The 26,126-nt window shown below is 49.3% G+C and carries 25 protein-coding genes and 1 pseudogene; 3 read left to right on the forward strand and 23 right to left on the reverse strand.

Going from position 1 to position 26,126, the window contains the following annotated elements; genetic code table 11:
- The first annotated feature begins 3 nt into the window (after positions 1–3).
- On the forward strand, positions 4–621 hold the full coding sequence (locus UNDKW_RS13365; RefSeq protein ID WP_232063377.1) for a LysE family translocator: 618 nt from the start codon (positions 4–6) through the stop codon (positions 619–621).
- A gap of 10 nt (positions 622–631) precedes the next feature.
- Here UNDKW_RS13365 and UNDKW_RS13370 read toward each other — a convergent pair whose 3' ends face one another.
- The 4 genes from UNDKW_RS13370 to UNDKW_RS13385 all read right to left on the reverse strand — a co-directional run bounded on the left by UNDKW_RS13370 (position 632) and on the right by UNDKW_RS13385 (position 5,293).
- Complete coding sequence (locus UNDKW_RS13370; RefSeq protein WP_162059089.1) at positions 632–1,702, reverse strand: sulfotransferase; 1,071 nt, start codon at positions 1,700–1,702, stop codon at positions 632–634.
- Between the two features lie 68 nt (positions 1,703–1,770).
- The gene (locus tag UNDKW_RS13375) at positions 1,771–2,781 is read right to left on the reverse strand and encodes a hypothetical protein (RefSeq protein ID WP_162059090.1); all 1,011 of its coding nucleotides are present in this window, start codon (positions 2,779–2,781) and stop codon (positions 1,771–1,773) included.
- Positions 2,782–2,800: 19 nt separating this feature from the next.
- Entirely contained in the window at positions 2,801–3,505 is a 705-nt protein-coding gene (gene cysC, locus UNDKW_RS13380) for an adenylyl-sulfate kinase (protein ID WP_232063378.1), read from the reverse strand.
- Positions 3,506–3,553: 48 nt separating this feature from the next.
- Positions 3,554–5,293, reverse strand: a complete 1,740-nt coding sequence (locus UNDKW_RS13385) for a methyl-accepting chemotaxis protein (protein WP_162059091.1) — start codon at positions 5,291–5,293, stop codon at positions 3,554–3,556.
- 433 nt (positions 5,294–5,726) lie between these two features.
- On the opposite strand from UNDKW_RS13385, the gene UNDKW_RS13390 reads away from it, so the two are divergent.
- Positions 5,727–6,059, forward strand: coding sequence for a DUF962 domain-containing protein (locus UNDKW_RS13390; protein ID WP_162059092.1), 333 nt, complete (start codon positions 5,727–5,729; stop codon positions 6,057–6,059).
- A 56-nt stretch (positions 6,060–6,115) separates the two neighbouring features.
- Here the strand turns inward: UNDKW_RS13390 and UNDKW_RS13395 are convergent, their stop codons facing one another.
- From UNDKW_RS13395 to UNDKW_RS13445, 11 genes are all read right to left on the reverse strand, one after another.
- Positions 6,116–6,550, reverse strand: a complete 435-nt coding sequence (locus UNDKW_RS13395; protein WP_162059093.1) for a GNAT family N-acetyltransferase — start codon at positions 6,548–6,550, stop codon at positions 6,116–6,118.
- Positions 6,547–6,990, reverse strand: a complete 444-nt coding sequence (locus UNDKW_RS13400; RefSeq protein WP_162059094.1) for a thioesterase family protein — start codon at positions 6,988–6,990, stop codon at positions 6,547–6,549. The genes UNDKW_RS13395 and UNDKW_RS13400 overlap by 4 nt, the downstream gene beginning before the upstream one ends.
- Before the next feature lie 5 nt (positions 6,991–6,995).
- The gene (locus tag UNDKW_RS13405; RefSeq protein ID WP_162059095.1) at positions 6,996–7,892 is read right to left on the reverse strand and encodes an alpha/beta fold hydrolase; all 897 of its coding nucleotides are present in this window, start codon (positions 7,890–7,892) and stop codon (positions 6,996–6,998) included.
- Between the two features lie 32 nt (positions 7,893–7,924).
- The gene (locus tag UNDKW_RS13410; protein ID WP_162059096.1) at positions 7,925–8,824 is read right to left on the reverse strand and encodes an SDR family oxidoreductase; all 900 of its coding nucleotides are present in this window, start codon (positions 8,822–8,824) and stop codon (positions 7,925–7,927) included.
- A 47-nt stretch (positions 8,825–8,871) separates the two neighbouring features.
- Entirely contained in the window at positions 8,872–9,804 is a 933-nt protein-coding gene (locus tag UNDKW_RS13415) for a glutathione S-transferase family protein (RefSeq protein WP_162059097.1), read from the reverse strand.
- Between the two features lie 35 nt (positions 9,805–9,839).
- Positions 9,840–10,850, reverse strand: coding sequence for an NADP-dependent oxidoreductase (locus UNDKW_RS13420; RefSeq protein ID WP_162059098.1), 1,011 nt, complete (start codon positions 10,848–10,850; stop codon positions 9,840–9,842).
- Between the two features lie 7 nt (positions 10,851–10,857).
- Complete coding sequence (locus UNDKW_RS13425; protein ID WP_232063379.1) at positions 10,858–12,108, reverse strand: serine hydrolase; 1,251 nt, start codon at positions 12,106–12,108, stop codon at positions 10,858–10,860.
- A gap of 106 nt (positions 12,109–12,214) precedes the next feature.
- On the reverse strand, positions 12,215–12,682 hold the full coding sequence (locus UNDKW_RS13430) for a PaaI family thioesterase (RefSeq protein WP_162059100.1): 468 nt from the start codon (positions 12,680–12,682) through the stop codon (positions 12,215–12,217).
- Complete coding sequence (locus UNDKW_RS13435; protein ID WP_110254229.1) at positions 12,679–13,461, reverse strand: SDR family oxidoreductase; 783 nt, start codon at positions 13,459–13,461, stop codon at positions 12,679–12,681. The genes UNDKW_RS13430 and UNDKW_RS13435 overlap by 4 nt, the downstream gene beginning before the upstream one ends.
- A gap of 106 nt (positions 13,462–13,567) precedes the next feature.
- Positions 13,568–15,385: an acyl-CoA dehydrogenase gene (locus UNDKW_RS13440; protein WP_162059101.1), complete on the reverse strand. Its 1,818-nt coding sequence runs from the start codon at positions 15,383–15,385 to the stop codon at positions 13,568–13,570.
- A 90-nt stretch (positions 15,386–15,475) separates the two neighbouring features.
- Positions 15,476–16,654 carry an acetyl-CoA C-acyltransferase gene (locus UNDKW_RS13445; protein WP_162059102.1) on the reverse strand — a complete coding sequence of 393 codons (1,179 nt, stop codon included), beginning with the start codon at positions 16,652–16,654 and terminating at the stop codon, positions 15,476–15,478.
- 408 nt (positions 16,655–17,062) lie between these two features.
- On the opposite strand from UNDKW_RS13445, the gene UNDKW_RS13450 reads away from it, so the two are divergent.
- Positions 17,063–18,727: an MFS transporter gene (locus UNDKW_RS13450; protein ID WP_162059103.1), complete on the forward strand. Its 1,665-nt coding sequence runs from the start codon at positions 17,063–17,065 to the stop codon at positions 18,725–18,727.
- A gap of 69 nt (positions 18,728–18,796) precedes the next feature.
- Here UNDKW_RS13450 and UNDKW_RS13455 read toward each other — a convergent pair whose 3' ends face one another.
- The 8 genes and pseudogenes from UNDKW_RS13455 to UNDKW_RS13485 form a co-directional block, all read right to left on the reverse strand.
- Positions 18,797–19,702 (reverse strand): LD-carboxypeptidase, encoded by a 906-nt coding sequence (locus UNDKW_RS13455; RefSeq protein ID WP_162059104.1) that lies wholly within the window; start codon positions 19,700–19,702, stop codon positions 18,797–18,799.
- Positions 19,703–19,710: 8 nt separating this feature from the next.
- Positions 19,711–20,271, reverse strand: coding sequence for a tRNA adenosine(34) deaminase TadA (gene tadA, locus UNDKW_RS13460; protein ID WP_162059105.1), 561 nt, complete (start codon positions 20,269–20,271; stop codon positions 19,711–19,713).
- On the reverse strand, positions 20,271–20,714 hold the full coding sequence (gene queD / locus UNDKW_RS13465) for a 6-carboxytetrahydropterin synthase QueD (RefSeq protein ID WP_162059106.1): 444 nt from the start codon (positions 20,712–20,714) through the stop codon (positions 20,271–20,273). Before queD ends, tadA begins: the two co-directional genes overlap by 1 nt.
- A gap of 6 nt (positions 20,715–20,720) precedes the next feature.
- On the reverse strand, positions 20,721–21,356 hold the full coding sequence (gene queE / locus UNDKW_RS13470; protein ID WP_162059107.1) for a 7-carboxy-7-deazaguanine synthase: 636 nt from the start codon (positions 21,354–21,356) through the stop codon (positions 20,721–20,723).
- A 620-nt stretch (positions 21,357–21,976) separates the two neighbouring features.
- The gene (locus tag UNDKW_RS13475) at positions 21,977–22,606 is read right to left on the reverse strand and encodes a hypothetical protein (RefSeq protein WP_162059108.1); all 630 of its coding nucleotides are present in this window, start codon (positions 22,604–22,606) and stop codon (positions 21,977–21,979) included.
- 356 nt (positions 22,607–22,962) lie between these two features.
- Positions 22,963–23,141 (reverse strand): annotated as a pseudogene (locus UNDKW_RS30435) (Arm DNA-binding domain-containing protein); the annotation flags it as partial.
- A gap of 306 nt (positions 23,142–23,447) precedes the next feature.
- The gene (guaA, locus tag UNDKW_RS13480; protein ID WP_162059109.1) at positions 23,448–25,040 is read right to left on the reverse strand and encodes a glutamine-hydrolyzing GMP synthase; all 1,593 of its coding nucleotides are present in this window, start codon (positions 25,038–25,040) and stop codon (positions 23,448–23,450) included.
- Positions 25,041–25,043: 3 nt separating this feature from the next.
- A complete protein-coding gene (locus UNDKW_RS13485) occupies positions 25,044–26,093 on the reverse strand; it encodes a diguanylate cyclase domain-containing protein (protein ID WP_162059110.1) in 1,050 nt (349 codons plus the stop codon).
- Positions 26,094–26,126: the final 33 nt, after the last annotated feature.

Here is a 26,126-nt window from a genome sequence, read left to right on the forward strand (position 1 = left end):
GCAATGAATCTGGAAAGCTGGGCCTTGTTTACAGCCACGGAGGCAGCCTTGTCGCTGTCACCCGGCCCTGCAGTCATGATGGTGGTTGCCTATGGCATAGCCAGGGGCTGGCGCACATCCCTGTTTGTCACGCTGGGTATATTGACGGGCAATGCGATTTACTTTGCAGTATCGGCGACAGGCATAGGGTCGCTGATACTGGCATCACCCAAAGTATTCATGGCGATTAAGTACCTGGGTGCGGCTTATCTGGTCTATCTTGGCTTGTCGGCCATTTTTGGCAAGCCATCGCCATTGACCATATCCAAACTGGATGGCGTAGCACTCAGTGGCAGGAAGATATTCAGCAGCGCACTGATGCTGCAGTTGACCAATCCCAAAACCTTGTTGATGTTTGTGGCGATATTGCCGCAATTCATAGACCCCAGGGAACCAGTAGGTGTGCAGATGCTGATACTGGCGGCCTGCTCCATCATTCCTGAGTTTTTTATCCTGCTCGGATATGGAATGCTGGCCAGCAAAGCCAGTCACTGGGCAACCCAGGAAAGGTATGCAGTGATTACAGAAAGAATAGCCGGCACTCTGGTAACAGGTGCCGGCATCATGGTTGCACTGGTGTAGCCTTTAATTTTTATGCGTGTGCAGGCAGGCGCTGGTTCAGGCTTGCCAGGTAATCAGCCCTGAAGCGGCGTAAGACATAGTCTTTGTAATTGTCATGCTTGAGGCTATCCCAGGCTTCTACCCTGCCTTTGCTGGATTTGTCTTTCGCTGCAGCAAGCACTTCCGGGCTCAATTCCAGACTGGCATCGGTCATCATTTCATAGCCATACAATTTCATGAACTCTTTGGTCAGGCTTTCTATGACTTCAATTTCCTGCATGCTCAGTTGCTGCTTGAATTTATCCTTGTTGGCCATGACGGGCGGGAAGCGGTTGGTTGCCCACAATGCCGACATCTGAGATATCTGCTGCGCTTCGCTGGAATGGGTAACATCGAGCATTTCGGGCAAGAACTGTATACCAAAGAAATCGCAAATCGCCCGCAGGACAGTTTCCTGGTTACTCAGGAAATCTTCATAACGTATGGTCAGCACTCTATCGGGATGACGCTGGATAATATCGCGCGATAACTGGTGCGCTTCCAGCCAGGCAAGCGCATTCAGTGTCGAATCATAATCATGAATGATGGCCTTATTCATCGAAGCAACCTGCGCCCTCGGGTCCCTGACCACATTCAAGAACAGCATATTCGGAAACAGCTGCAATAGCTCTTCTGCATAGTGCACACTATCGAGTGACTTATCCATGACGATACTGGCATGGTGATGTTCGCCCGTACGCAACAACAATTCCCACAATATCCTGTGCACACTGCGCTGATCATTCTTGATGGATTCAAACACATCTACCGGATCAAACACCATGTTTTTCCATTTCACCATGCTGGCGGCTTGCAAGCCAACCACATCAACGACCAGCCTGAAATAAGACTCATCATCGCTCAAGTCACCATAGCGCGGCACCAGTGGCATGAAGTCAACGATATGCAGGGGATAAGGCGAATAGAACTCCTTGCTGTTATTCAGGCGCAGACGCAAGGCATGACTGCCACAGCGGCGCAAGGGTATCATCAGGACAGGAGTCGGTCGTTTATTGGAAGTAGTCGTTTTTTCTATACTGCTTGCACTATCTGATTCTGCCATGATGCTCTCCCCATGCTTGAAGGTAGGAATCTGGAAAACCGCTTATGTATCAGTCAGCTTAATTAAGCTCAAGTCAAACTGAGCTGAGGTATTTCCATTTTCTCAAAATAAGCTATAAAAGCTTGCACAAAAGTATTCGTTTCAGATGCCGGCAAATGATTGATGCCGCCCGCGCCGCGCCTGCCGCCACCTGTTGCAAACGCAGAACAAAATTGACCCGCAGGACAATGATCTGCATCGCCTGAACGTATGCTGACGACATAACTTCCATCCGGCTTTGCCGTCAGCACGGCAAATGATTTTCCAGGTTCTTCCTGTGTCAATTGATTTGCCAGAATGCCCGACACTCGCCTGGCCCAGGCCTGGGCAGGCAAGATATAGATGGATGTCAATTCACTTTCTCTGTCAGCACGCAGGCCTTGCATGAATGCTATATCACTGGCATAGGCATTACGCAGCACTGCAAATTGCGCCGCACTATTCAAAAAATCGAAAGGATTAATATAGTCATGCACCGCCTGATACAAAGCAGCAGGATGGAAATGCAAATCATCTACTGATTCGCCATAGGCGTTGTAGTTGAGCAAAGTACCCAGTTCCTGCAACTGCTCGCGTTGCGATTGATTCAGGCCCGCCTCGCCAGCCATCAGAGTTGCGACTGCTGGCAAGTTATCACCATAAGCCGCTACCACGGCCCACTTCCAATAAAGACCGTTTAAATAGCGGTTGACCAGAATGCTGCTGCATACATCGGCCGCCATGTCACAATACAAATGCAGATGCTCATGTTCAAAGGCCTGTGCTGCATTGTGATGATCGAAGTAAGTGACTTCTGCACCTGCCTTGAGATGCTGACGCAGTGCGGCAATATTGCTGTCCAATGAAATATCCAGCACCGTCAACCTATCACCTGATTTGCTGGAGAAACGATTCAGTAAATCAATATCCCGCTTGGCACCTGTAATCAATTCTGCCGTAAGGGGCTCAGCCAGCCTGAGCTGGTGCAATGCGCAGATGCCATCTGCGTCACCATTAAATACGTCATAGGCTGCTACTGATTTATTGATCTCTGTTGACATGGCAGACGTCATCCTCCTGCTATTTGATATAGCATAATCCTATCAGGTGTCTGTAGAGTTTCTCCGCCGCTTCTTCTATAGTGTGTTGCTCGGAATTGATTTCCAGGTCTGGATCAAGGGGAGCCTCGTAAGGCGCTGAAACCCCGGTAAATTCTGGTATTTCTCCCCTGCGCGCTTTGGCATACAGACCTTTGGGGTCCCGCCTCTCGCAAACTATGCCTGGTGTGTTGACATGTACTTCGACAAAGCGCTCCCGACCTATGATCTCTTTCGCCATCGCCCTGTCGTCCCGGAACGGTGAAATAAATGCAGTGATGGCAATCATGCCAGCTTCATTCATGAGGTGTGCAACCTCGGCCGCCCTGCGTATGTTTTCACGTCTGTCCTGCGCCGAAAAACCAAGGTCGCTATTCAAATGATGACGCAGGTTATCGCCATCAACAACGAAGCAGCAATGCCCTCGTTCCAATAATATTTTTTCCAGAGCATAGGCTAAAGTAGATTTTCCAGCGCCACTCAAACCAGTCAGCCACAAGGTAGCCGGACTTTGCCGCATCAGGCGTTCACGTGCATTGGAATTGACGACGCCATAATGCCATTTGATATCCACCCCACTAGTCTGTGGGCTTTGCACAAAACGGCCAAATTGTGTCCTGCGCTCTACCCTGACCGTAGTCTGCTCAACTTGAGGCTTGTCTTCAAGCATGCTCGTATTCGCTTGCATAGATTGCTCCCGGTTTTACCACTGATGCCCAACAATCAATTCAATTCATTAAAACTCTTCCCAATCAGTATTACCGGACTGAGGATTGCTATTCGCATTTGCCACGCGCTTGATCTGCTTTACAGGGGTATTATTTTGGGGCGCAGCTTTTTTAATCAAAGGAACGATTTTTTTGTTTTCCAAGACTGGCTCCTGCCATGCAGGCTGGGCATTTTTTTCTGCTGCCAACTGGAAGGTACTTACCAGTTCAGACAAGTCGTCTGCCTGGTTCTGCAAGGCGGTAGCGGCAGCAGCGGCTTCTTCTACCAGTGCAGCATTTTGTTGGGTGACGTCGTCCATCTGCACGATGGCTTCATTGATCTGTTCTATCCCCGCCGTCTGCTCCTGGCTGGCCAGCATGATTTCGCTCATGATGCCAGTGACACGTTTGATACTGACGACTATCTCATCCATGGTCACACCGGCCTGATCAACCAGTTTGGCACCGACTTCTACCTTCGTGACAGAATCGTCGATCAAATGCTTGATCTCGCGGGCAGCTTCGGCTGAACGTTGTGCCAGGTTCCTGACTTCTGTCGCAACCACGGCAAAGCCGCGGCCTTGCTCACCAGCACGGGCAGCCTCCACAGCAGCATTAAGCGCAAGTATATTGGTCTGAAAAGCAATGCCGTCAATGACACCGATAATATCGACAATTTTGCGGGATGAAGTATTGATCGAACCCATGGTATGCACAACCTCAGATACAACCGTGCCGCCTTTGACTGCGACATCAGAAGCAGATTGCGCAAGAATATTGGCCTGCCTGGCACTGTCGGCATTTTGTTTGACGGTAGAGGTAAGCTCTTCCATCGAGGACGCTGTTTCTTCCAGAGAGCCGGCTTGCGCCTCAGTGCGTGAAGACAAATCCATATTGCCAGAGGCAATTTGCCTGGAGGCAGTGGCGATCGTATCTGTACCAGAACGTACCATGCCTACAATGTCGGCCAGGCCTTTTTGCATTTCATACATGGCATGCATGAGACTGTGTTCATCCTTGTCGGCCAGTCTGATAGGCACGGATAAATCGCCTGCTGCGATCCTCTCGGCAATTTGCACGGCGTAACGAGGTTCGCCGCCCAATTGTTTCAACAAACTCCTGACAATCAGCCAGGCGGCCGCCATGCCCACGAACAGGGCTGCAGCGCCAAACAGATACATGAGTTTTTTTGCACTGTTATAGTCTTGCTCCGCCTGCACTATGGCCGCTGAGTTTTGTTTTTCTTCATCAGAAATAAAATCATTCAGCAAATCCCACCACTTCTTCTGCACAGGACGAAATTCGAAGCGGAGTAATTTATAAGCCTCTTCCCCCTTTTTTTGCACGCCGAGATCGGCGCCTTTGGCAATAAAAGACTCTGACAGCTTGGCCTGGTCCCTGATTTTACCCAACAGGGCAATTTGCTCTGGAGTGGCATTGGGATCGGCATTCAGCATCTGGGTGAGTTTGTCTTCGGCTTCAGTATATTTTTTTGTCTGTGCCGCTATCCTTTTTACTTCAATCTGGATTTCGGCTTCGTCTGACAACAAAATGAGATTTCGCAAAGCCAGTGCCCGCTCAGTCACAGTCAGATACATGGTAGAAGCCAGTTTGGACTGGACATTATTGACGTTGGCGATCTCATCAAGGCGCTGATGCATTTTCGCCATATAAGTTATTCCCAGGAGCAAAACAACCAGAAGCAAGCCCAACACCAGGCCAAAACCTGTGATCAGACGGGTTGAGACTTTCGAATTCTCAATATTCATGATTCCCCCAAAAACGTTGTCAGCGACAAAAATGTTTGACTTGGTCTGTACTATCAGGGCTTGCATAAGTTTGTTCAACAAACTCATATTGCCACACGGAATTTAATGCCACAAGGTAATTATTAAAAATTGTGTCTTTAAAATAAAGCTTTTAACTTCAATCACTTACATCATTAAATATAACTATCAAGGACTTATATCCAGTAGCATAAAACATATATGATTATGCTTAAAGTTTATATCAATGAATATTAGTAGATTTTTTTACAATGTCAATATTGCAATTCACCATTATTTTCGCGATTCAAGTGCGCAATGGAATAAATCATTTAAAGATTTTAAAAATTAAGTGACCGGCACGGCCCTATAACCTACTATGCTTGTAGCAATGCAATGCTGAGTCGAAAGACATGTCGCTAAAGAGGAGACAAAAATGGCAGAGAAATTTACTGATTTTTCGAAGTTTTATGCTTTTTACCTGACCGAGCACAGCAACAAAACTTGCAGGCAATTGCATTTCCTGGGAAGCAGCCTTGTTCTCCTGTGTGTCGCCACATTCATGATCACGGGTCAGACTGGTTATTTGCTGGCGGCACCAGTCTGTGGCTACGGCTTTGCCTGGTTAGGTCATTTTGTTTTTGAAAAGAATCATCCGGCCTCATTCAAACAGCCCTTGTTCTCTTTCATGGGGGATTGGGTCATGTATTGGCAATTACTGAGTGGGGAAATCAGCTTTTCCTCTCAGGAGGATGTGCGCAAAACATGACATAAAACATGGAATCAAGATGCAGCCCTGTCATATCAGGGCCGCTATTGAATTAATCAGGCAAAGTGGTAAATCATACTGACATGAGGAATGCCAGCTTCTTCAAAAATCTCGCCATCGCGGATATAGCCTTCTTTAAGATAGAAGTTCTCTGCTGATTGTTGCGCATTCAGGCGCACAGCTACCTCGCCTCTGGCCTTCGCCTCTTTCATCAGGGTACGCAAAATCTGTGCACCTACACCCAAACCACGCGCCGTTGCCAATACAGCCATGCGACCTATGTGTGCGTCAGGCAACAGGCGACCTGTTCCCACTGCCCGGCCATCCACATCATAAGCAACCGCATGCAGGCATTCTGTATCAGCCGCGTCCCATTCCAGCTCTGCCGGGATTTTTTGCTCTATGACAAACACTTCATAGCGTATGGCCTGCGCATCTTTTTGCAGCGTGGCCCAGTCAGCAATAACCAGGCGGAGGTTTTCAGTATTCATGTTCGGGTATCAGCGGGTGCATGCGTTTCAAAGGATGAAATTATCGCACGCCATGCATCTGTGACGGCAACTGCCTTGCGTTTTTCTGTATCGGCATACACATACACCAGCTCGCCTGATATCAAATGGTTTTCACCAATATAGATTTCGAGGACGAACTGCAGAGAAGACCTGCCTATGCCGGCACAACGCACACCAATATCGAGCTCATCATCAAACCTTGCTGGCGCCATGAATTCGATAGTAGATTTGCGGGCAAACAATTCCTTGCCCTCGGCTGCCTGGGTAATCACATTCGGCAAACCGGTAGCACGCCAGTATTCGGTAAAAGCCACGTCAAAATAATTGAGGTAATTGCCATTAAAGACAATGGCTTGCATATCTACCTCAGACCAGCGCACCCGCAAGCGATGAAAAAAAGCAAAATCAGCTTTGGCCATAATCCCTAACTCTGCAAAAATTGACGAATAAGGCGATTCACACGCTCCGGTTGTTCATGGATAACCCAGTGTGAACCCTCAGCAATACGCTGTATCTGGATATCATCGACAAAACTCTCAATACCATCGAGCAAGGTCTTGGGCAAGGCTTTGTCATTTTCACCCCAGATGACGCGGGTGGGCACCTTGACTTGAAAATCAGCCGGATTCAGATTTAACTGCAAAGGCCCGGGACTTTTTTCTGTCGGTGGGTGTAATGGTGACGCGCGGTAATAATTGACGCCACCAGTCAAACCACGCGCCCAGCAAGCATGGTAAGCCGCCTGGGTCTCTGCATCAAACCAGATAGCTTCACCCTGACCCATGCCATTGAAGAAGCCATCCATGAGAGCAAAATCATCTTTGGCAAGCGCTTCTTCAGACCCTGGATTGCGCAACCAGTTCATGTATTCACTGGAAGTCTTTTGCGCAGGATCAGTCGCCAACGCCTGCATGAACAGGTAAGGATGAGGTGAATTGATGATGATCAGTTTTTCAAACAAAGCTGGTAGGGCAATCGCCATATTCCAGCATACCGCCCCACCCCAGTCATGCGCAACGACCGTAGCTTGCTGATAACCGAGCTGTGCAATCAGCAAACGCAGGTCATCGACAATATGCCTGGCCTTGTAGGCAGCAACATCTGTAGGCATATCAGAAAGATTGAAGCCGCGCAAATCCGGTGCCACGGCAAAATAATCCTGTCCAAACTCAGCCAGTTGCGCCGACCATTCATACCAGAACTCTGGAAAGCCATGCACGAACAAGATCAATGGCCTGCCGCGCTCACCCGCACTGGCAAAATGCAGGCGGGTTCCATTGTCCAGTGTGGCAAACTGATTACTTAGTATCTCTGCTGTCATCTATGCTTCTCCATGATGCTTAAAAGTGATAATCAAGCCTTGAGCTTGGCTCTGAGCATGTCACGGATATGCGGCGCTGCCTTGTAAGGATCACCAGGGTTGCGTTGCAGGACGATGTCTTCCATGCGCTCCTGCACATTACCCAGGGCACCGGGATGAGAGAAGATGTAGAACTGTTCGTCAGCAATTGCCTTGAAGGTGTTTTCAGCCACTTCTTCGGCGGTTACCTTGCCAGAATTCACAGCCTTGTCTGACATGGCCTGTGCCGCTCTCTGGCTGGCGGTCGGTGCAGAACCTGGCACATCTTCAGGGCGGTTTCTATGGGATTGTGAAATGCCGGTAGGCACGAAATAAGGGCACAGTACAGAAGCGCCTATCGGTGCTTCTATCAGTTTCAAATCCTGATACAGGGACTCTGACAAAGACACAACGGCATGTTTGGAGACGTTATATACACCCATGGTCGGTGCATTGAGCAAGCCAGCCATGGATGCCGTGTTGACGATATGCCCTTCAAATTGTGGATCTTTCTTTGCGCATTCCAGCATCAAATTGGTGAAGATGCGCACACCATGAATCACACCCCAGAGATTGACGCCCAATACCCATTCCCAGTCTGCCTGGGTATTTTCCCAAACCAGACCGCCAGAACCGACACCGGCATTATTGAACACCAGATGCACGGCACCAAATTTCTCCATGGTGGCATCAGCCAGGGCCTGCACTTCTTCTGCATGGCGTACATCGCAACGCATGGCCAACACCTGTGCACCTTGCGCTTCCAGCTCTGCTCTGGCTTTATCCAGGGCATCTTGCTGCACATCAGCCAGTACCAGTTTCATACCCAGGCGTGCGCCGATAATCGCAAATTCACGGCCAAAACCGCTGGCACCACCGGTGATTACGGCTACTCTGTCTTTAAATACTTTCATGTTGTCTCCTGTATGTGATTTATTAAATTTATTTGTTTTGGATTAATTTATTTTGCGCGTTTCATCTGGAAGCCTACACGTGGGAAATGCACGACCACGGTTCCAGCCCGTTCATCTTGACGAAGCACGGCCAATTCATTTTCGCTGGCAATGAGCAGTTCCCCCACGACAGGATCCAGCGCATAGTCGGTCGGCATGATGGCAACTTGCTCACCCAACGCTATGCCATGGCTGTCAATAAAATCGCGCCCTGCTGTATCAAAGCCATGCGCATTTTTGGCGATCTCAAGTGCTTCTGCGCTGCTCAGAGCTTCAGACTGGTGATAACCGAAAGCAGCGATACGGTCCATCCACTCCAGAAGCTTTGGATAAGCGTCGAAAACAGGATTGATCGTTGGAGCCAGTCGTATCAGCCACAAAGCCTGATACACAGAGAAATCAGCAATGCTGGCTTGTGTACCCAGCAGAAACGGCGCATCTCCGCTGAGCATATTTTCCAGGCGACTTAAGTATTCTAAAAGCTGCCCTTTTGCTTCACCCATGCTGGTGCGCGGCATATTGCCACGCATGGTGGCACGGTCTGCACTGAAGGCCTGCAATTCTTCAGCGCTGATATTGCCGAATATGGATGGGATAGCCGCGGGCTGAAATGCATAGGGGATTGCTGTCCAGAACAGCGTAGTATCCGCCCATTGTGCCAGATTGCGCGCCAAACCATTGATAGCAGCCGGGTATAGAGCAGGTGCGGGCGATCGTTTTTCCAGCACCTCGGCAATCAAAGACGTATCGCAATAAATATCTCCACCGATTTGCAGTATCGGCGTGCGTCGGTAACCACCTGTCAATGCCGTCACATCCGGCTTGGGCATGATGATGGGTACCGTTACAGATTTCCACTTCAATTGTTTGAAACCGAAAATCAGGCGAATCTTTTCTGAAAATGGAGAAATCGCAAAATTATGGAAAATAAGGTCGGACATGATTGCTCTGTGCTCTTCAGGTTTATACGACTAACTCAAATAAGCTTCACCAATTGCTTGCCGAAGTTCTTACCTTTCAACAGACCAATAAATGCTTCTGGCGCAGCAGCAATGCCTTCTGCAACAGATTCTCGGAATTTCAGTTTGCCAGTCGCAACCAGGCCACCCAATTCTTTCAAACCTTGCGGCCACAAATCCATGTGCTCAGAGACGATGAAGCCACGCATAGTCAAACGCATCGTCAGGAACACGCGAGCATTCTTGATGCTTAATTGCTCGCCGTTGTAACCTGCAATCAAACCACACAGGGCGATACGGCCAAAGGCATTCATGCGCGCCAGGCTGGCATCAAAGATTCCACCACCGACGTTTTCAAAAACGGCATCAATACCATCTGGGGTTGCGGCGGCAAGATCGGTTTCCAGATTGCCTGCCTTGTAATCGATGCAGGCATCAAAGCCCAGTTCATTGACAACGTAAGCACATTTGTCTGCGCCACCGGCTATGCCAACCACGCGGCAACCCAGTTGCTTGCCCAACTGACCGACCACACTGCCCACTGCGCCGCTGGCAGCAGACACCACGATAGTTTCGCCAGCTTTAGGCTGCATGATCTGGGTCAGGCCGTACCAGGCTGTCAGGCCAGGCATGCCGACTGAGCCCAGGTAGGCAGATAAAGGAATATGCGTCGTATCAACTTTACGCAACAGCAAGCCATCAGACACACCCATTTCTGACCAACCCAGCATGCCTATGACTTTGTCACCAACATTGAATTTGGCATTTTTGCTGGCGACCACTTCACCTACCGTGCCGCCTATCATGGTTTCACCTATGACTTGTGGGGCAGCATAGCTTTTTGCATCTTCCATGCGGCCACGCATATAAGGGTCGAGTGACATGTAGTGATTACGCACCAGTAGCTCTCCATCCTTGAGTTCTGGCACAGGCAGGGATTCAAGGCGGAAATTTTCTGGCACAACCTGACCTTTAGGACGAGAGGCCAGCACGATACGTTGGTAAGAAAGTTGAGAATTAGTAGTCATGATTTGCTCATTTCATCAAGTGATTTGCCAAAGCCTGGAAGGCGCGGTAGGTGACAGGGTCAGTCGCACCATTGGCAGCAATGGGATGGGAAGAAAATTTAACGATGACCATTTCAGCCACCGGGTCGATGTAAATACGTTGTCCGTGTATGCCACGGGCTTCAAATGTCTGGTGGCTGTTATGCCCTATCCACCACATATTGCGGTAGGAGTAACCTGGCAAAGTGGCATAGCCCGCCTTGGCAAACTTGGCCGGGTCAGCACCCTTGCGTATATCTTCCACTGCAGCGGCAGGAATGATTTGCTGGCCATTGAATTTGCCATTCAGGCGCATCATTTCACCAAAGCGTGCCATGTCACGTAGCGTCAGATTCAAACCGCCTCCGCCCTGCTCGGTGCCTACGCTATCTACCGAAAAATAGGCATCATTCTCGGCACCAAGTTTTTGCCAGATACGTTCAGACAAGAGATCAGACAGATTTTGCCCGCTAGCGCGTTTGACTATCCAGGCCAGCACTTCAGCACTGACCGTCTTATAGGCAAATGCTTCGTCATGCTTGCCTTCTTTTTTCAATTTCACCAGGAAGTCATAAAAGGTTTTAGGCCCATCATAAGTTGGTGCTGTCGGCAGCAGTCCGCCTGATCTGGCATAATCCCAGACTTCAGCTTTGGGGTCTGCATAATTTTCAGAGTACTGTACACCGATGGTCATATCCATGACCTGGCGCACAGTCGCGTCACCATAGGCTGTGTCTTTGAGTTCAGGAATATATTGCGTAACAGGCGCACTCGGATCGAGCTTGCCTTCCGCAGCCAAAGTCGCTGCCAGCGTACCGACAAAGGACTTGGTGACCGACATCGCGATATGCGGCACATAGTTCTTGGTAATACCAAGGTAACGCTCGTAGACTATTTTTCCCTTGTGCAGTACCAGTATGCTGTCGGTATAAGTGCGGGCTTGCATATCCGCCCAACTTATATCGCTGCCCTTTTCATCGGCAAATCGCAATTTATCGAGATCACGCAAAGCTAACGGCAAAACTGAAACCGGGCCTGCGCCATGCCAGACATTGCTGGTCGGCCCCAGTTCACGCCCATGCGAAAACGACCAGCGGGTACGGGGAAACTGATAGTTGCTGCCATTGGCAAACTTGATGAGCTTGTCAGGCGCCGGAGGAAATCCTTGCATCCAGCCCATTTTTTGCGGATCGCTTGCCTCAGCATCAGGCAAGGCAGTTTGTGCCGTAGACATGCTCATGAAAGGTCCACAAATTAAAGCTGAAAAAAGTAATGCAAAGCGGGTCTGCTGCATGTTGGTCTCCATTTATTTTTATAAGACTTGCAGAAACGACGTCAATTTTTAATCAGTCACTACCATAGAGTTTTTTCATATTCTCGCCAGACTTCAAGCGTCGCAAGTATTTGAAAGTACCCATGGCTTTGGCAATGAGCTTGTCGCCATTCCAGACCTCTCCCTCGCAAAAGCACATGGTGGTGGATTGATGAAAAGCCTTGCCTCGCGCTTCCATGCGGCCACCCGGTACACCGCCTGGCTGCAGGAAGGTGGTTTTCATCTCTACAGTGACGACTCCCTTGAGGTCGCTACTCATGGACCGGCCAGCCATCGCCATCACCACATCAAGCATGGTCATAATCACACCGCCATGGGCAATTTGCCAGCTGTTCATATGTCGTTCGCTCAGGTCAAGCGCCAGTCGTGCATGACCATTTTCCATTTCCAGGAACTCAACGCCTAGGTCGTGCAAGAAAGGATTCAATACCGGCGTTGGTTGCGCAATGGGAAGCGCCGCAGCAGACTTGGCATCTGTCATACAGCAGATACTCCGCCATCCACTGCCAGGGTTTGGCCAGTAATGTGCTTACCAGCGTCACTGGCAAACAGCATGGCCACACCCTTCAAATCTTCATCATCACCTATGCGCTGTAAAGGCGCTTCTTTGGCGAGTTTTTCTTCGCCCAGGTTTTCCAGTATGCCTTTGGTCATCTTGGACGGGAAAAATCCAGGTGCAATTGCATTGACGGTAATGCCATGCACACCCCATTCACCAGCCAGAGTACGGGTGAAGTTGATCACGGCTGCCTTGGACGTGTTGTAGGCAATGGTCTGCATGGTACCTGGCGCATTGCCAGCCAGACCGGCGATAGAGGCGATATTGATGATGCGGCCATACTTGCGCGGTATCATCGAACGCTTACCAACTGCCTGCGAGATCAGGAATATGCTGCGGATATTCAGGTTCATGACTTTGTCCCAGGCATCAACCGGATAATCTTCTGCCGGTGCACCCCAGGTAGCGCCAGCGTTATTGATAAGAATATCGATATGGCCCAGACGGGCCAGTGCTTCATCTACCAATGGTTGTACCGCTGCTTCTTTCGACAAATCAGCAGCGATCGCACTGGCATCAATGCCACGGCTTTTCAGATGGGCAACGGCCTCATCCAGGTCAGATTGTTTGCGTGAAGATAGCACCACTTTGGCACCTTGCTCCCCAAGTGCCTCTGCCATTTGCAGCCCCAATCCACGGGAGCCGCCAGTAATCAGTGCTGTCTTGCCATGCAAGTCAAATAACTGTTGTACGGTGCGAATTGCTTTGTTCATTTTTTGTCTCCGGTATATGCGGCCACCACCTGTCTGCGCGCAGACAGGAAGGGCATCGTTTGTTATGTGTTTTTGATTATTCCAGGGCTATGGTTCAGAACCAGGCATCCTGCATATCGAAAGTCGTCATATCGATATTCGACAGCAAATCCAGTTGAGGATGAACGCGCGGCAATTCCCAGTGGAAGAAGTATTTACAAGCCTGCAGTTTGCCTGCATAGAAATCAGCATCATGGTGAGTTTCTTTATTCAGGCACAAAGTAGCTTGCTCCAGCCACATCCACGCAATCACGGCATGGCCAAATACTTCCAGATAAGCCGAGGCATTTGCCAGGGTTTTGTTGGTATCTCCCACGCCATGCAGTTGCTGGGTAACGCTGGCCAGTCTTTGCAGCACACGTGCCAGTGATTTGGTATAGGCCAGCAATTCAGGATGAGCCGCAGCTCTCGCCAGCGTCTTGTGCATGATTTCGCCCAAAGCCTCGAGCGCTGCACCATCTTGCATGACAACCTTGCGGCCCAATAAATCCAGCCCCTGTATTCCGTGCGTACCTTCATGGATGGGGTTGAGGCGGTTATCGCGGTAAAACTGTTCTACATTGTATTCACGGGTATAGCCATAGCCACCATGCACCTGTATCGCCAGATTATTCGCTTCCAGACACCATTGTGAAGGCCAGGATTTGGCAATCGGTGTCAGTATTTCCAACATCTGCGCAGCATGGGTACGCGCTTCTGGCGACGGCGCGGTGCGCTCTTCATCCACCAGACGGGCGCAGAATAAATTCAAAGCCAGGCCACCTTCGACATAGGCTTTTTGTGCCAGCAACATACGCTTGACATCGGTATGTTCAATGATAGGCACTTGTGGTGCAGCCGGGTCTTTGTTCAGCGGTGCACGTCCCTGTGGACGGTTACGGGCATAATCCAGTGCATGCAAATAACCGGTATAGCCCAACATGACAGCACCCAGGCCTACACCTATACGTGCCTCGTTCATCATGTGGAACATGTTTGCCATGCCACGGTGCAAGGTCCCAACCAGATAACCTATTGCACCAGCCTTGCCTTGCGGCTTGAATTTACCTTCACCAAAATTCAGCATGCAATTGGTGGTGCCGCGATAACCCATCTTGTGATTCAGGCCGGCGAGCACTACGTCATTGCGTTCACCCAGGCTGCCATCTTCGTTCACCAGTTTTTTAGGCACGATGAAAAGCGAAATGCCTTTGACGCCAGGTATCAACTTGCCGTTTGCATCCGGCACTTTGGCCAATACCAGGTGCACGATATTCTCTGCCAGCTCATGCTCCCCTGCCGATATCCACATCTTGTTGCCGGTCAACCGGTAAGTGCCGTCTTCTTGAGGCTCAGCCCTGGTGACAATATCTGACAAACTGGAGCCAGCCTGTGGTTCAGACAAACACATGGTGCCAAAGAAACGACCTTCCAGCATGGGCTTGACGAAGGTTTCTATCTGCTCAGGCGTGCCGCATTTGAGCAAGGTATTGGCATTGCCTATGGTGAGGAAGGGATAAGATGCCGTCCCTACATTCGCCCCTTTGAAATAAGCAAAACCAGCTTTTTCAACCACGCAGGGTAACTGCATGCCGCCGACATCAAAGTCTTGCCCTGCCGCCATCAGGCCAGCTTCGCAAAATGCTTTCAGGGCCGTCTTAACTTCAGGAATCATGTGCACTTCTTCACCATCGAAGTGCGGCTCCTGCTGGTCATTTTTTTTATTGTGGGTAGCGAACAGGTCTGTCGCTATTTGTTCGCAGGTATCAAGGGCGGCATTGAAAGTTTCGCGACTATGATCGGCGAAACGCGGCCTTTGATTCAGTGACTCTACATTCAGCCATTCATACAGCATGAATTCGAGATCACGGCGGGAAAGAATTTTAGATTGCATGGCTTTATCTGGACAAGAGAGATGAGGTACTCATTTTGCCCAAACCGCATGACAACATCATACAGCCTGGGCACCCGACATGCATCCAGCTTAGACTACTTCAAACAAACCTGCAGCGCCCTGGCCGCCGCCAATACACATGGTGACCACTACATATTTTGCGCCACGGCGTTTGCCTTCGATCAGTGCGTGGCCAGTCAGGCGTGCGCCGGAGACACCATAGGGATGGCCCACGGCAATCGCACCACCATTGACATTCAATTTATCCATAGGAATGCCAAGTTTGTCTGCGCAATACAAGACTTGCACGGCAAATGCCTCATTCAATTCCCACAAACCGATGTCCTCAACTTTGAGGCCGGCTTTTTTCAGCAATTTGGGAATCGCAAAGACCGGGCCTATACCCATTTCATCTGGCTCGCATCCTGCAATCGCAAAACCACGGAAAATACCCAATGGTTGCAAGCCCTTTGCTTCAGCCAGTTTGCTGCTCATCAGAATGGCAACAGAAGCACCGTCAGAAAACTGACTGGCGTTACCGGCAGTAATCACACCACCTGGCACTGCGGTACGGATTTTGGAGACGCCTTCGAGCGTGGTATCTGCACGTATGCCTTCATCGGCAGAAATGGTGACCTCTTTGGTGATCAGCATGCCGGTCGTTTTATCAGCGACGCCCATGGTGGTAGTCATAGGCACGATCTCGGCATCAAACAAACCTGCAGCCTGGGCTGCGGCTGCGCGCAACTGGCTTTGTACGCCGTATTCATCCTGGCGTTCGCGTGGAATACCATAACGCTTGGCGACGGTTTCTGCTGTTTGCAGCATAGGCCAGTAAACTTCTGGCTTGTGTTGCTTCAACCAGGTTTCAACGATCATGTGGCTATTGGCTTCGTTTTGTACGCAAGAGATAGACTCGACACCGCCTGCCGCATAGACATCGCCTTCACCGGCAATAATTCTTTGTGCTGCCAGGGCAATGGTCTGCAAGCCAGAAGAGCAAAAACGATTGACCGTCATGCCAGCAGTAGTTACCGGGCAACCTGCACGCAAAGCGATCTGACGAGCAATATTGCTGCCAGTTGCACCTTCTGGTGTGGCACAGCCCATGATGACATCTTCCACCTCACCTGATTCTATCTTTGCCCGGGTAATGGCTGCATTCAATACATGGCCACCCATGGTAGCACCATGCGTCATGTTGAAAGCACCCTTCCAGGATTTTGCAAGGCCAGTGCGGGCGGTGGATACGATAACTGCGTCAGACATGTAGATCTCCTGATTAATATAAGTATGTGTACAGGCTGGAACTGCTGATAACCATCATAAGTAATAATTTGCCCTTTGCAAACCAACATGCAGGAACAAACTTCCATAGCCCTGTTTTGCCTGAACCGAATTGCCTTAATTAAAAGCATATAGACCAAGCTCAAAACCTAGAATATCACATTTTAGTACGACCGTTCGTAAATTAATTTCATGCAATTACAGTGCTCAATATTGCTCTTCTTTACATATTCAGGATAGCGCTTTTGTAAGTTTCTGTAAGTTTCGAGCAAGCAAGCCGTAAGTTTCGACTTGCACACTTTGCTTGCAATAAAAATTATGTCGGAAATGTGATAGTGGGATTCCGGCCATTTTTTAGCATATTTAATATACATAAAACAGGAGACAAGCATGGCGACAGCACCTATCGCAACGTCAGGCGGCATGACAGCAGAAGAACGCAAGGTTATTTTTGCGTCTTCACTGGGAACCGTCTTTGAATGGTACGACTTTTATCTATATGGCTCACTTGCGGCCATCATTGCAAAACAGTTCTTCGCTGGCACTGACCCCAATACTGCGTTCATCTTTGCCTTGCTGGCATTTGCAGCGGGCTTTATCGTGCGCCCCTTCGGCGCATTGGTCTTTGGTCGCCTTGGTGACATGATAGGCCGCAAATATACCTTTCTCGTGACCATCCTGATCATGGGCGGCTCGACGTTCTGCGTTGGCTTACTGCCTAGCTATGCCAGCATAGGTATTGCAGCGCCAGTTATCCTGATCACTCTGCGCATCTTGCAGGGTCTGGCATTGGGTGGTGAATATGGCGGCGCTGCAACATATGTTGCAGAACATGCTCCTCATGGCAAGCGCGGCGCCTACACGGCCTGGATACAGACTACAGCTACATTGGGATTGTTCCTTTCGCTGATGGTGATCCTGGGCACCCGTATGGCCATAGGCGAAGAAGAATTTGGCAACTGGGGCTGGCGTGTTCCCTTCCTGGTATCGGTTTTCCTGCTGGCTATTTCAGTCTGGATACGCTTGTCCATGAATGAATCACCTGCTTTTGCCAAAATGAAAGCTGAAGGCAAAACTTCCAAAGCTCCACTGACAGAATCCTTCGGTCAATGGAAAAACCTGAAGATCGTTATCCTGGCTCTGCTGGGTTTGACAGCGGGTCAGGCTGTGGTCTGGTATACAGGTCAGTTCTATGCACTGTTCTTCCTACAACAAACACTCAAAGTCGATGGCCCGACTGCCAACGTTCTGATCGCTGCATCGTTGGTCATAGGCACGCCCTTCTTTATCGTGTTTGGTACCCTGTCGGACAAAATTGGCCGCAAACCGATTATCCTGGCAGGCTGCCTGATTGCAGCGGCCACCTATTTCCCAATTTTTGGCGCACTCACACATTATGCCAATCCTGCTCTGGAAGCCGCATTGAAAAATGCACCAGTCGTGGTAACGGCGGATCCAAATGACTGCCAATTCCAGTTCAACCCGACAGGCACGAAGAAATTTACCTCTTCATGCGATATCGTCAAGGCAAAATTAGCTGCCGCTTCAGTCAATTACTCAAACGAAATAGCTACACCAGGAACCATTGCATCCGTCAAAGTTGGCGATAAAGTCATTACTTCTTACAATGCAAATGGCTTGCCAAAAGATGAAGCCACCGCAAAAGACAAGGCCTTCTCAAAAGATCTGGGTGAAGCGATCAAAGCTGCAGGCTACCCAGCCAAAGCTGATCCTGCACAAGTCAACAAGCCTATGGTACTGGTCTTGCTGATCATCCTGGTCATCTATGTGACCATGGTGTATGGCCCTATCGCTGCCATGCTGGTGGAAATGTTCCCGACACGCATACGTTACACCTCGATGTCCTTGCCCTATCACATCGGCAATGGCTGGTTCGGTGGCCTGTTGCCAACTACAGCGTTTGCTCTGGTTGCGTTCAAGGGAGATATTTACTTCGGCTTGTGGTATCCGATCATCATTGCCTTGGCCACTTTCGTTATCGGTCTGTTATTTGTCAAAGAAACCAAAGACAATGACATCTATGCTGCCGATTGATCAGTAAGTAAGCAAACCGTCGATTGAAAAAAACGCCCGTCTGTTGACGGGCGTTTTTATTGTGAGCGGCTACAAGTTGTAGTTCATGACCAGGCTGGCCCGTCCAACTTCCACATCCAATTGCGCCTCGCTGCCAACCACGAGGCTGGCACGGGTTGAGATGTGGCCAAAAGGCAAACCGATAATGACAGGCACATCGATCACACTACGAATGTAAGCAAGCATGGCATTGAAGTCATAGCCATTGTCATGAACAGCCAGTTTGTAGGCAGAAAAATTCCCGAGTACGATCGCTTTTTGCTTACTCAACACTCCAGCGAAATGCAGTTGCAGCAGCATGCGCTCTATGCGGTAAGGATGCTCGCCTATGTCTTCCAGGAACAATATTCCGTCTTCAACTTCAGCCCAATACGGTGTACCGACGGCATGGGTCAGCATCGCCAGATTACCGCCCCATAGCTTACCCTCAACATGCAAATCTTGTTCGGTAGCAGTTTCAAATTCAACTGTATGCATGGTATTGCTGACACACACATGAAACTGCTGCAAGGTATATTCAACAGGCTGCTCACGTACGTAATCATCACAAAGCATGGGGCCTGCAATACTGGTGCGGCCACGCGCCAGCATTGCCAGATGCACGAGGGTAAAATCACTATAGCCAACAAAACACTTGCCACTATTTGCCAGCAAATCAAAATCAAGCAAAGGCATCAGCCGTGACATGCCATAACTGCCACGCAAGGCCATGATGATCTGCACATCTGGATTTTGCGCCGCCTCATGGATTTGCCTGGCACGTTCTGCATCCGTCGCTCCAAAGCGTTGAAATTTGGCATCAGCATCATAGTAGCTATGCACCTTAAAACCTTGTCCGGCCAATCGCTGCAAGCCACGCTCAATCAGGCTATCGTCGAGAGGTGCGCCACTGGGGGCAATGATGGCGATTCCGGTTTGCGTGCTTGATCCAGGCATAATGTATTTCAGTCTTGTATAGGAAATGTACTGACATCAGAACTCGCAGCAAGTTTCTTTTGTGCGGCCACGGCACGCCGGTGAGCAAAAAAGTCCTTGAGCATGCTACTGCATTCGTCTGCCAGCACGCCACCCGTCACTTGCGTATGATGATTCAATTGCCCGTGTTCAAACACATTCAGCAAAGAACCGGCCACGCCGGTCTTGGGGTCAGTGGCAGCGTAAATGACGCGTGCCAGACGAGCGTGCATCATTGCCCCCGCACACATCATGCAAGGTTCAAGGGTAACGTAGAGTTCACATCCTGGCAGGCGATAATTGCCAATGAACTCAGCGGCTGCGCGCAAGGCCATGATTTCTGCATGGGCGGTGGGGTCGTGTCTGCCTATAGGACGATTATAGCCTGTAGCAATGATCACACCATCCTTGACGACTACAGCACCTACTGGCACTTCGCCTTCATTTCTGGCTAGCAGGGCTTGCTGGTAGGCTGCTTGCATGAACTGTATATCATGCAGGCTCTGCTGGCTCCGCTCACTTTGCGGTGGCAGATTTTGCGCGTCGGCCATTATCCGTCAATCTCAGCCCAGCAATTTGGTGTTTCATACAGCGTGACTTTGGTCAACTCCAAAGCGCGGCCAAACCTGCCGTGATAAACCACCTTCAGAATATCGAAGGCAATCTTGGCCAGATTTTCTACGGTAGGCACGCGATCAATGACCACCGTCTTGTGTCCTGGCAGTTTCTCCAGGAAATTCTTGATGATGTAATCCTTCTCGTAAACGATGAAGGAATGATCCCACAAATTGACCAGATGCTCGTTAGCGAGCGCCTTGATATCACCAAAATCCATGATCATACCGTTGTCCGACTCGCCATCCTTCTGAACGACCTCACCGGTCAGGGTAATTTGAAGGGTATAGCGGTGACCGTGCAAATTGCGACACTGGCTGCCGTGATCGGGAATGCGATGACCCGCATCGAATTCCAACTTTCTGGTAATCGTTAACATGAAAACTCAAGGAATCTGTAATAGTTTATGGGTTTGCAAACTCAGCTTCCATTGCGGATGCTGTTTGCAGTATTCAATTGCAAGACGCAAATTATCGTCTTTTAAAGGGCCATCCATGGCTTGTACAAAGTAATGTTCAAAATCAAGATTTGCGTATGCAGCCATATCCTGACCAAACTGCGGGATCACCACTTTGAGCTCACTACCTTTTCTGACAACCAGTTCTGATCCCATTTTTGGACTGACGCAAATCCAGTCTACACCATCAGGAACAGGCAAGGTACCATTGGTTTCTATGGCGATCTCAAAACCCACTGCGTGCATTGCTTCAATCAAGGCCGCATCAAGTTGCAACAAGGGTTCTCCACCGGTAAACACCACATACTTGCTTGCAGTATAGGACACTGGCCACAAAGCATTGATCGTCGCAGCCAGCTCGGCGGCCAGCTTGAACTTGCCACCACCCTCGCCGTTTGTACCAACAAAATCAGTATCACAAAACTGACAAACCGCAGTTGACCTGTCTTCTTCGCGCCCCGACCACAAGTTGCAGCCAGAAAAACGACAAAACACTGCCGGGCGCCCGGCATGATTGCCCTCGCCCTGCAAAGTATAAAAAATTTCTTTGACGCTATAAGTCACGTCTTATTCCCGCAAGATGATCAGCAGCGACTTAAAGGCTGCACAGGCAAGGCTTTTTGACAAAGCCGCTCTCTTTTACACGGCATGAAAATGCAGTATATGAAATTCAGTGCGTTTTTGGAACGCAAAAAGGCGTCATGATACCACGGACTGGCATATTGGCCTTCTAACTTGCATGTAGTCCCAGCGTAAGCTAGTCGAGAATTTAATATCAACTATTAAATAAACATCACTATCGAGGCAAAATAAGACCCCAGCAATGACGCAGGCTTCCGGAGTGTTTCGTGCCTTAAGTTGCCTGAGTTGCCAGACCTGAAATCATTCCCACTACTTATTAATTGCTATTGAAACCGTAGCATTGACGTCTAATTCCAAATCATCCATATAGAGAATACCATGTTAACTACAACGATTAGGATCGTGCAGCAAAGACAACAATAGAATTGTTAAACCATATCACATAGACAAAAAAATTGGCCGCCCCATATCAAGGCTAACAACGTAAGCGCGTAGCCAAAATTTCCCGTTATGGACTTGAATGTTGTGACTTGATCAGTATGACGATCTACTTCAGTTGCAAGCTACCGATTAGCCGTGTCACGGCTAATCCGATTGACCAATCAGTTAGATCGGACTTCACGAACATATCGGAGCCCGAAAAATCCCCTGCCGCTCACCAACAAAGCATTTTCGCCAACCTTAAGATGTTTGTATCGTCGATTTTGATCAAGTAGGCTACGGGTTTCAAAAGGCGCCTGATTCATTACGAATGTAAATCTATGACTTCTTTTCCCAACATTTCCAACCAGTTTGATGTCCGACACATTAACGGCAATAACTTCTGGTTCCGAGAAATCCAGAATGTAATTTGCGTATAGGAATACTGGCAGCAGAATCAATCCTAATGAACCGACGGTTGCCATCGTTGCTGCAAATATTTGTAGAGAATAAAAACCATAAGGTAGCTTTGTAGCAAGGTATAAACCCAATGGACATCCAATCAAAAAGAGAACAAACATCCCAATGCCGAAGTTGTCTGCATTCTCGCTATCCCAAAGAACCACGTCAGAGGAAATAGTCCAAAACATGGACAACATTGACATGACCATCACTATTGAGCTAACAATGAGCATTCTTCGTTGGCGATTTTGAAATAAGACATCTGTCTCAACATGCCCCGTCGCACTCTTCGATTCTTTGCGCCATGACTCGTATGGCCGGGCAAACCATGGTTTTTCTTCTTTGGGCATTGGGATCTAACGTGGAAGTGAGGTACAGCCGGAGCGAAGCATGGGGAACCACAAACGAATGCGATAATTTAGCACAAATATGACAAAGTCAAGGAGTAACGTACAAATCCGAACACAAGGGATTAACCGCAAACAACGTCTTCAATAGTCTAGGCGTCAGCTCATGCACCTTGGTTGCAGGATGTTGCCCCACGGGCTGAAATACATTCACGAAGTAATTGTAGGTTTAACGTAGAAGTAATAGATACACGAGAGAGCGCAAAAAAAGTGAACAACCTACTAAAACAGATATTCGCTCACGCGCACATGCGCGGGGAACCTTGTTACCACTAACAACCCTATTATGCCCACGTGGCTATGCCGCCATTCCCGCACCGACCCAACGTGACAGTTCCCTGATAACCGTTGATCGTGTTGTTGTGCCAAAATGAAATAGAACCTGTAGGTGTGACAGCGACATACAACCTGTCACGGTCATTCACTTTATATTTTTTTCTTGCGACTTGAGATTGCGTAGTTTGGTATCGATGAGTATTAGAAAACGTCGTTTTTTGTTAGCAATACCACGATTAAAAACAGTCGGTCTATTTTCATAATTATCAATAAATTCAAAGACTTAGCAAATTAAAATAACATGTCCATCAAAAAAACCATGACATGGCATCAATCGACATCAAGAAAAAGTGTAGTGATAATACCATCAACTATGCCGTTAAAAATAATTGCTTGGCCGTACTTTTCTTTGCCAGACATTGCCAGACCAAAAATGCAAAAAGCCCGCAATGACGCGGGCTTTCGGGGTGTTTCTTGCTTTCAGTTGCCTAATATTGCCTGATCCAAATCATTCCCATTCTATGGTCGCAGGTGGCTTGCCTGAGATGTCATAGACTACGCGGTTGATGCCGCGCACTTCATTGATGATGCGATTCGACACTTTACCCAGCAGTTCATGCGGCAAGTGTGCCCAATGGGCAGTCATGAAGTCCTGAGTTTGTACGGCCCGTAACGCGACCACATATTCGTAAGTGCGGCCATCGCCCATGACGCCGACGGACTTGACCGGCAGGAATACGGCAAAAGCCTGACTTGTTGCGTCGTACCAGCTTTGCGGCTTTTCTGCATGCGGATCGACAAAGGTGCTGCGCAATTCTTCAATGAAGATGGCATCAGCACGGCGCAGCAAATCGGCAAATTCTTTTTTGACTTCACCGAGTATGCGTACACCCAGGCCAGGGCCAGGGAAAGGATGGCGATAGACCATGCTGTGTGGCAGACCCAGGGCTACGCCCAGCTTGCGCACCTCGTCCTTGAACAATTCACGCAGTGGTTCAAGCAATTTCAGGTTCAGGGTATCTGGCAAGCCACCAACATTGTGATGACTCTTGATAGTGTGCGAACCTTTTTTACCTTTACCGGCGCTTTCGATAACGTCTGGGTAAATCGTGCCCTGCGCCAGCCATTTGGCATTGATCAACTTGCCAGATTCAACCTGAAAGACTTCGACAAATTCACGACCTATGATCTTGCGTTTGGCTTCCGGATCTGTCACACCTGCAAGATGTCCCATGAATTGTGCAGTCGCATCAACATGAATGACTTTGACGCCGAGGTTCTTGGCAAACATTTCCATGACCATCTTGCCTTCATCAAGACGCAGCAAGCCGTGGTCTACGAATACACAAGTCAGTTTATCACCTATGGCGCGGTGTATCAGGGCTGCAGCAACACTGCTGTCCACACCGCCAGACAAACCGAGTATAACTTCATCTTCACCAACCTGGGCGCGAATCGCCGCAACAGCTTCGGAGATGTAGTCAGGCATATTCCAGTCAGATTGGCAGCCGCAGATTTCGTGCACAAAACGGCTGATGATGGCTTCACCCTTCAATGTATGCGTGACTTCGGGGTGGAATTGCACGGCATAAAAACGGCGCTCTTCATCCGCCATGGCAGCGATAGGGCAATTGTCGGTAGATGCCATCAGTTTAAAGCCTGGCGGCATTTCATTGACCTTGTCGCCATGACTCATCCATACCTTGAGCATGCCATGACCTTCTGGCGTGACGAAGTCATTGATGTCCTTGAGCAGGGCTGTATGGCCACGGGCACGGACCTCGGCATAACCAAATTCTCGGACCAGGCCATTTTCAACTTTGCCACCAAGTTGCTCAGCCATGGTTTGCATGCCGTAGCAAATGCCCAGCACTGGGACACCGGCTTCAAATACGGCCATAGGTGCACGAGGGGTGTCGCCTTCTGTCACACTGTTTGGGCCACCAGACAAAATAATGCCGGCTGCGCCATAGTTCTTTATGAACTCATCACTGACGTCATAAGGATGAACTTCAGAAAAAACACCAGCATCTCGAACGCGGCGAGCGATCAGTTGCGTGACCTGGGAACCAAAATCGAGGATAAGAATTTTTGAGTGCATAAATCAAATTATCATGTCAGGTTGTGCAGGCGTGGCCTGGACAACACAATTGTTTCCTGCATTTCTGGCGGAAAGCAGGGCTTTTTCTGCGTGGCTAATTAAAGTTTCTGGTTCGGCATCAGGAAAGATGTCAGTTGATGCGGTGCCAGCACTGATCGTCAAAGCTGTATCGACATCATTCATTTTTTCAGGATGCATGAGCACAGAAGCACGTATGCGCTCCCCTACTGCTGTGACCACCAGGTGGGATGCACCCGGCAATACCACCAGCAGCAAGTCAGTGCCAAAACGCCCCAGGGCGTCAAAAGGACGCACGCAAGAGCGAATACGGCTGACAGTCTTGACCAGTATCATGTCTGTGATGGCGATACCATGCAGATCACGCAAATGTTCCATCTGATCCACACTGGCTATCAGCAGGGCCAAAGGTTTCATGGCCTTGGCACAGCGCTCCATCTCCAGCTTCAATGAACGGATGATGGCAGATTTGTTCCAGGTGCCCAGCAAAGGGTCTATCAGTGAATCACGTTTGAGATTGCGGTTTTGTTTGATGACTTCGAGCTGCGTCTGGTAAAGGGCACTGAAAGCCATTTCACGCTCAACCATGGAGGCAAGATCGGCAAATGACTGTCTTTCCTCATCATCCAGGTCACGGGTTTGATAGTCGATCAGGATGACACTGCCAATTAACTGGTTGCCATGATCAAAAACGGGATGAGAAGCAAAGAAACGTATGGATGGCGGACCTGCCACCATAGGATGCTTACCCAGATGCTCATGCAGACGCAGGTCAGGTATGACCAGGATTTCATCAACAGGTGGAACAGAATCGCAAAACTCGGCTTCCATATTGGTAATGGAATGCACCAGATGGTCAAACCTTGGCACCAGCTTGCCAAAACTGACCAGACAGTTAGCCACCCCAAACAACTTGATGCCAAGTCGTTCAAAGCGGCCCAGGCGCAGCTCCATCCGTTCAGAAACCATGCGCTCAAAACCCGAACTGACCGGTGTCGTTGTCGATGGGCCGGAACGATCTAGGTTCGTTGACATTCCACTCTCCAGGCATCCTCAATTCGGGTCATG

Origin of the sequence: Undibacterium sp. KW1 (assembly GCF_009937955.1) — a bacterium.
Classification (GTDB): Bacteria; Pseudomonadota; Gammaproteobacteria; order Burkholderiales; family Burkholderiaceae_D; genus Undibacterium.

Bases quoted from the DNA above. Each gene is read 5' to 3' on its own strand.
- UNDKW_RS13365 (WP_232063377.1), top strand. From the start codon at position 4: ATGAATCTGGAAAGCTGGGCCTTGTTTACAGCCACGGAGGCAGCCTTG.
- UNDKW_RS13370 (WP_162059089.1), bottom strand. From the start codon at position 1,702: ATGGCAGAATCAGATAGTGCAAGCAGTATAGAAAAAACGACTACTTCC.
- UNDKW_RS13375 (WP_162059090.1), bottom strand. From the start codon at position 2,781: ATGTCAACAGAGATCAATAAATCAGTAGCAGCCTATGACGTATTTAAT.
- cysC (WP_232063378.1), bottom strand. From the start codon at position 3,505: ATGCAAGCGAATACGAGCATGCTTGAAGACAAGCCTCAAGTTGAGCAG.
- UNDKW_RS13385 (WP_162059091.1), bottom strand. From the start codon at position 5,293: ATGAATATTGAGAATTCGAAAGTCTCAACCCGTCTGATCACAGGTTTT.
- UNDKW_RS13390 (WP_162059092.1), top strand. From the start codon at position 5,727: ATGGCAGAGAAATTTACTGATTTTTCGAAGTTTTATGCTTTTTACCTG.
- UNDKW_RS13395 (WP_162059093.1), bottom strand. From the start codon at position 6,550: ATGAATACTGAAAACCTCCGCCTGGTTATTGCTGACTGGGCCACGCTG.
- UNDKW_RS13400 (WP_162059094.1), bottom strand. From the start codon at position 6,990: ATGGCCAAAGCTGATTTTGCTTTTTTTCATCGCTTGCGGGTGCGCTGG.
- UNDKW_RS13405 (WP_162059095.1), bottom strand. From the start codon at position 7,892: ATGACAGCAGAGATACTAAGTAATCAGTTTGCCACACTGGACAATGGA.
- UNDKW_RS13410 (WP_162059096.1), bottom strand. From the start codon at position 8,824: ATGAAAGTATTTAAAGACAGAGTAGCCGTAATCACCGGTGGTGCCAGC.
- UNDKW_RS13415 (WP_162059097.1), bottom strand. From the start codon at position 9,804: ATGTCCGACCTTATTTTCCATAATTTTGCGATTTCTCCATTTTCAGAA.
- UNDKW_RS13420 (WP_162059098.1), bottom strand. From the start codon at position 10,850: ATGACTACTAATTCTCAACTTTCTTACCAACGTATCGTGCTGGCCTCT.
- UNDKW_RS13425 (WP_232063379.1), bottom strand. From the start codon at position 12,108: ATGAGCATGTCTACGGCACAAACTGCCTTGCCTGATGCTGAGGCAAGC.
- UNDKW_RS13430 (WP_162059100.1), bottom strand. From the start codon at position 12,682: ATGACAGATGCCAAGTCTGCTGCGGCGCTTCCCATTGCGCAACCAACG.
- UNDKW_RS13440 (WP_162059101.1), bottom strand. From the start codon at position 15,385: ATGCAATCTAAAATTCTTTCCCGCCGTGATCTCGAATTCATGCTGTAT.
- UNDKW_RS13445 (WP_162059102.1), bottom strand. From the start codon at position 16,654: ATGTCTGACGCAGTTATCGTATCCACCGCCCGCACTGGCCTTGCAAAA.
- UNDKW_RS13450 (WP_162059103.1), top strand. From the start codon at position 17,063: ATGGCGACAGCACCTATCGCAACGTCAGGCGGCATGACAGCAGAAGAA.
- UNDKW_RS13455 (WP_162059104.1), bottom strand. From the start codon at position 19,702: ATGCCTGGATCAAGCACGCAAACCGGAATCGCCATCATTGCCCCCAGT.
- tadA (WP_162059105.1), bottom strand. From the start codon at position 20,271: ATGGCCGACGCGCAAAATCTGCCACCGCAAAGTGAGCGGAGCCAGCAG.
- queD (WP_162059106.1), bottom strand. From the start codon at position 20,714: ATGTTAACGATTACCAGAAAGTTGGAATTCGATGCGGGTCATCGCATT.
- UNDKW_RS13475 (WP_162059108.1), bottom strand. From the start codon at position 22,606: ATGCCCAAAGAAGAAAAACCATGGTTTGCCCGGCCATACGAGTCATGG.
- guaA (WP_162059109.1), bottom strand. From the start codon at position 25,040: ATGCACTCAAAAATTCTTATCCTCGATTTTGGTTCCCAGGTCACGCAA.
- UNDKW_RS13485 (WP_162059110.1), bottom strand. From the start codon at position 26,093: ATGTCAACGAACCTAGATCGTTCCGGCCCATCGACAACGACACCGGTC.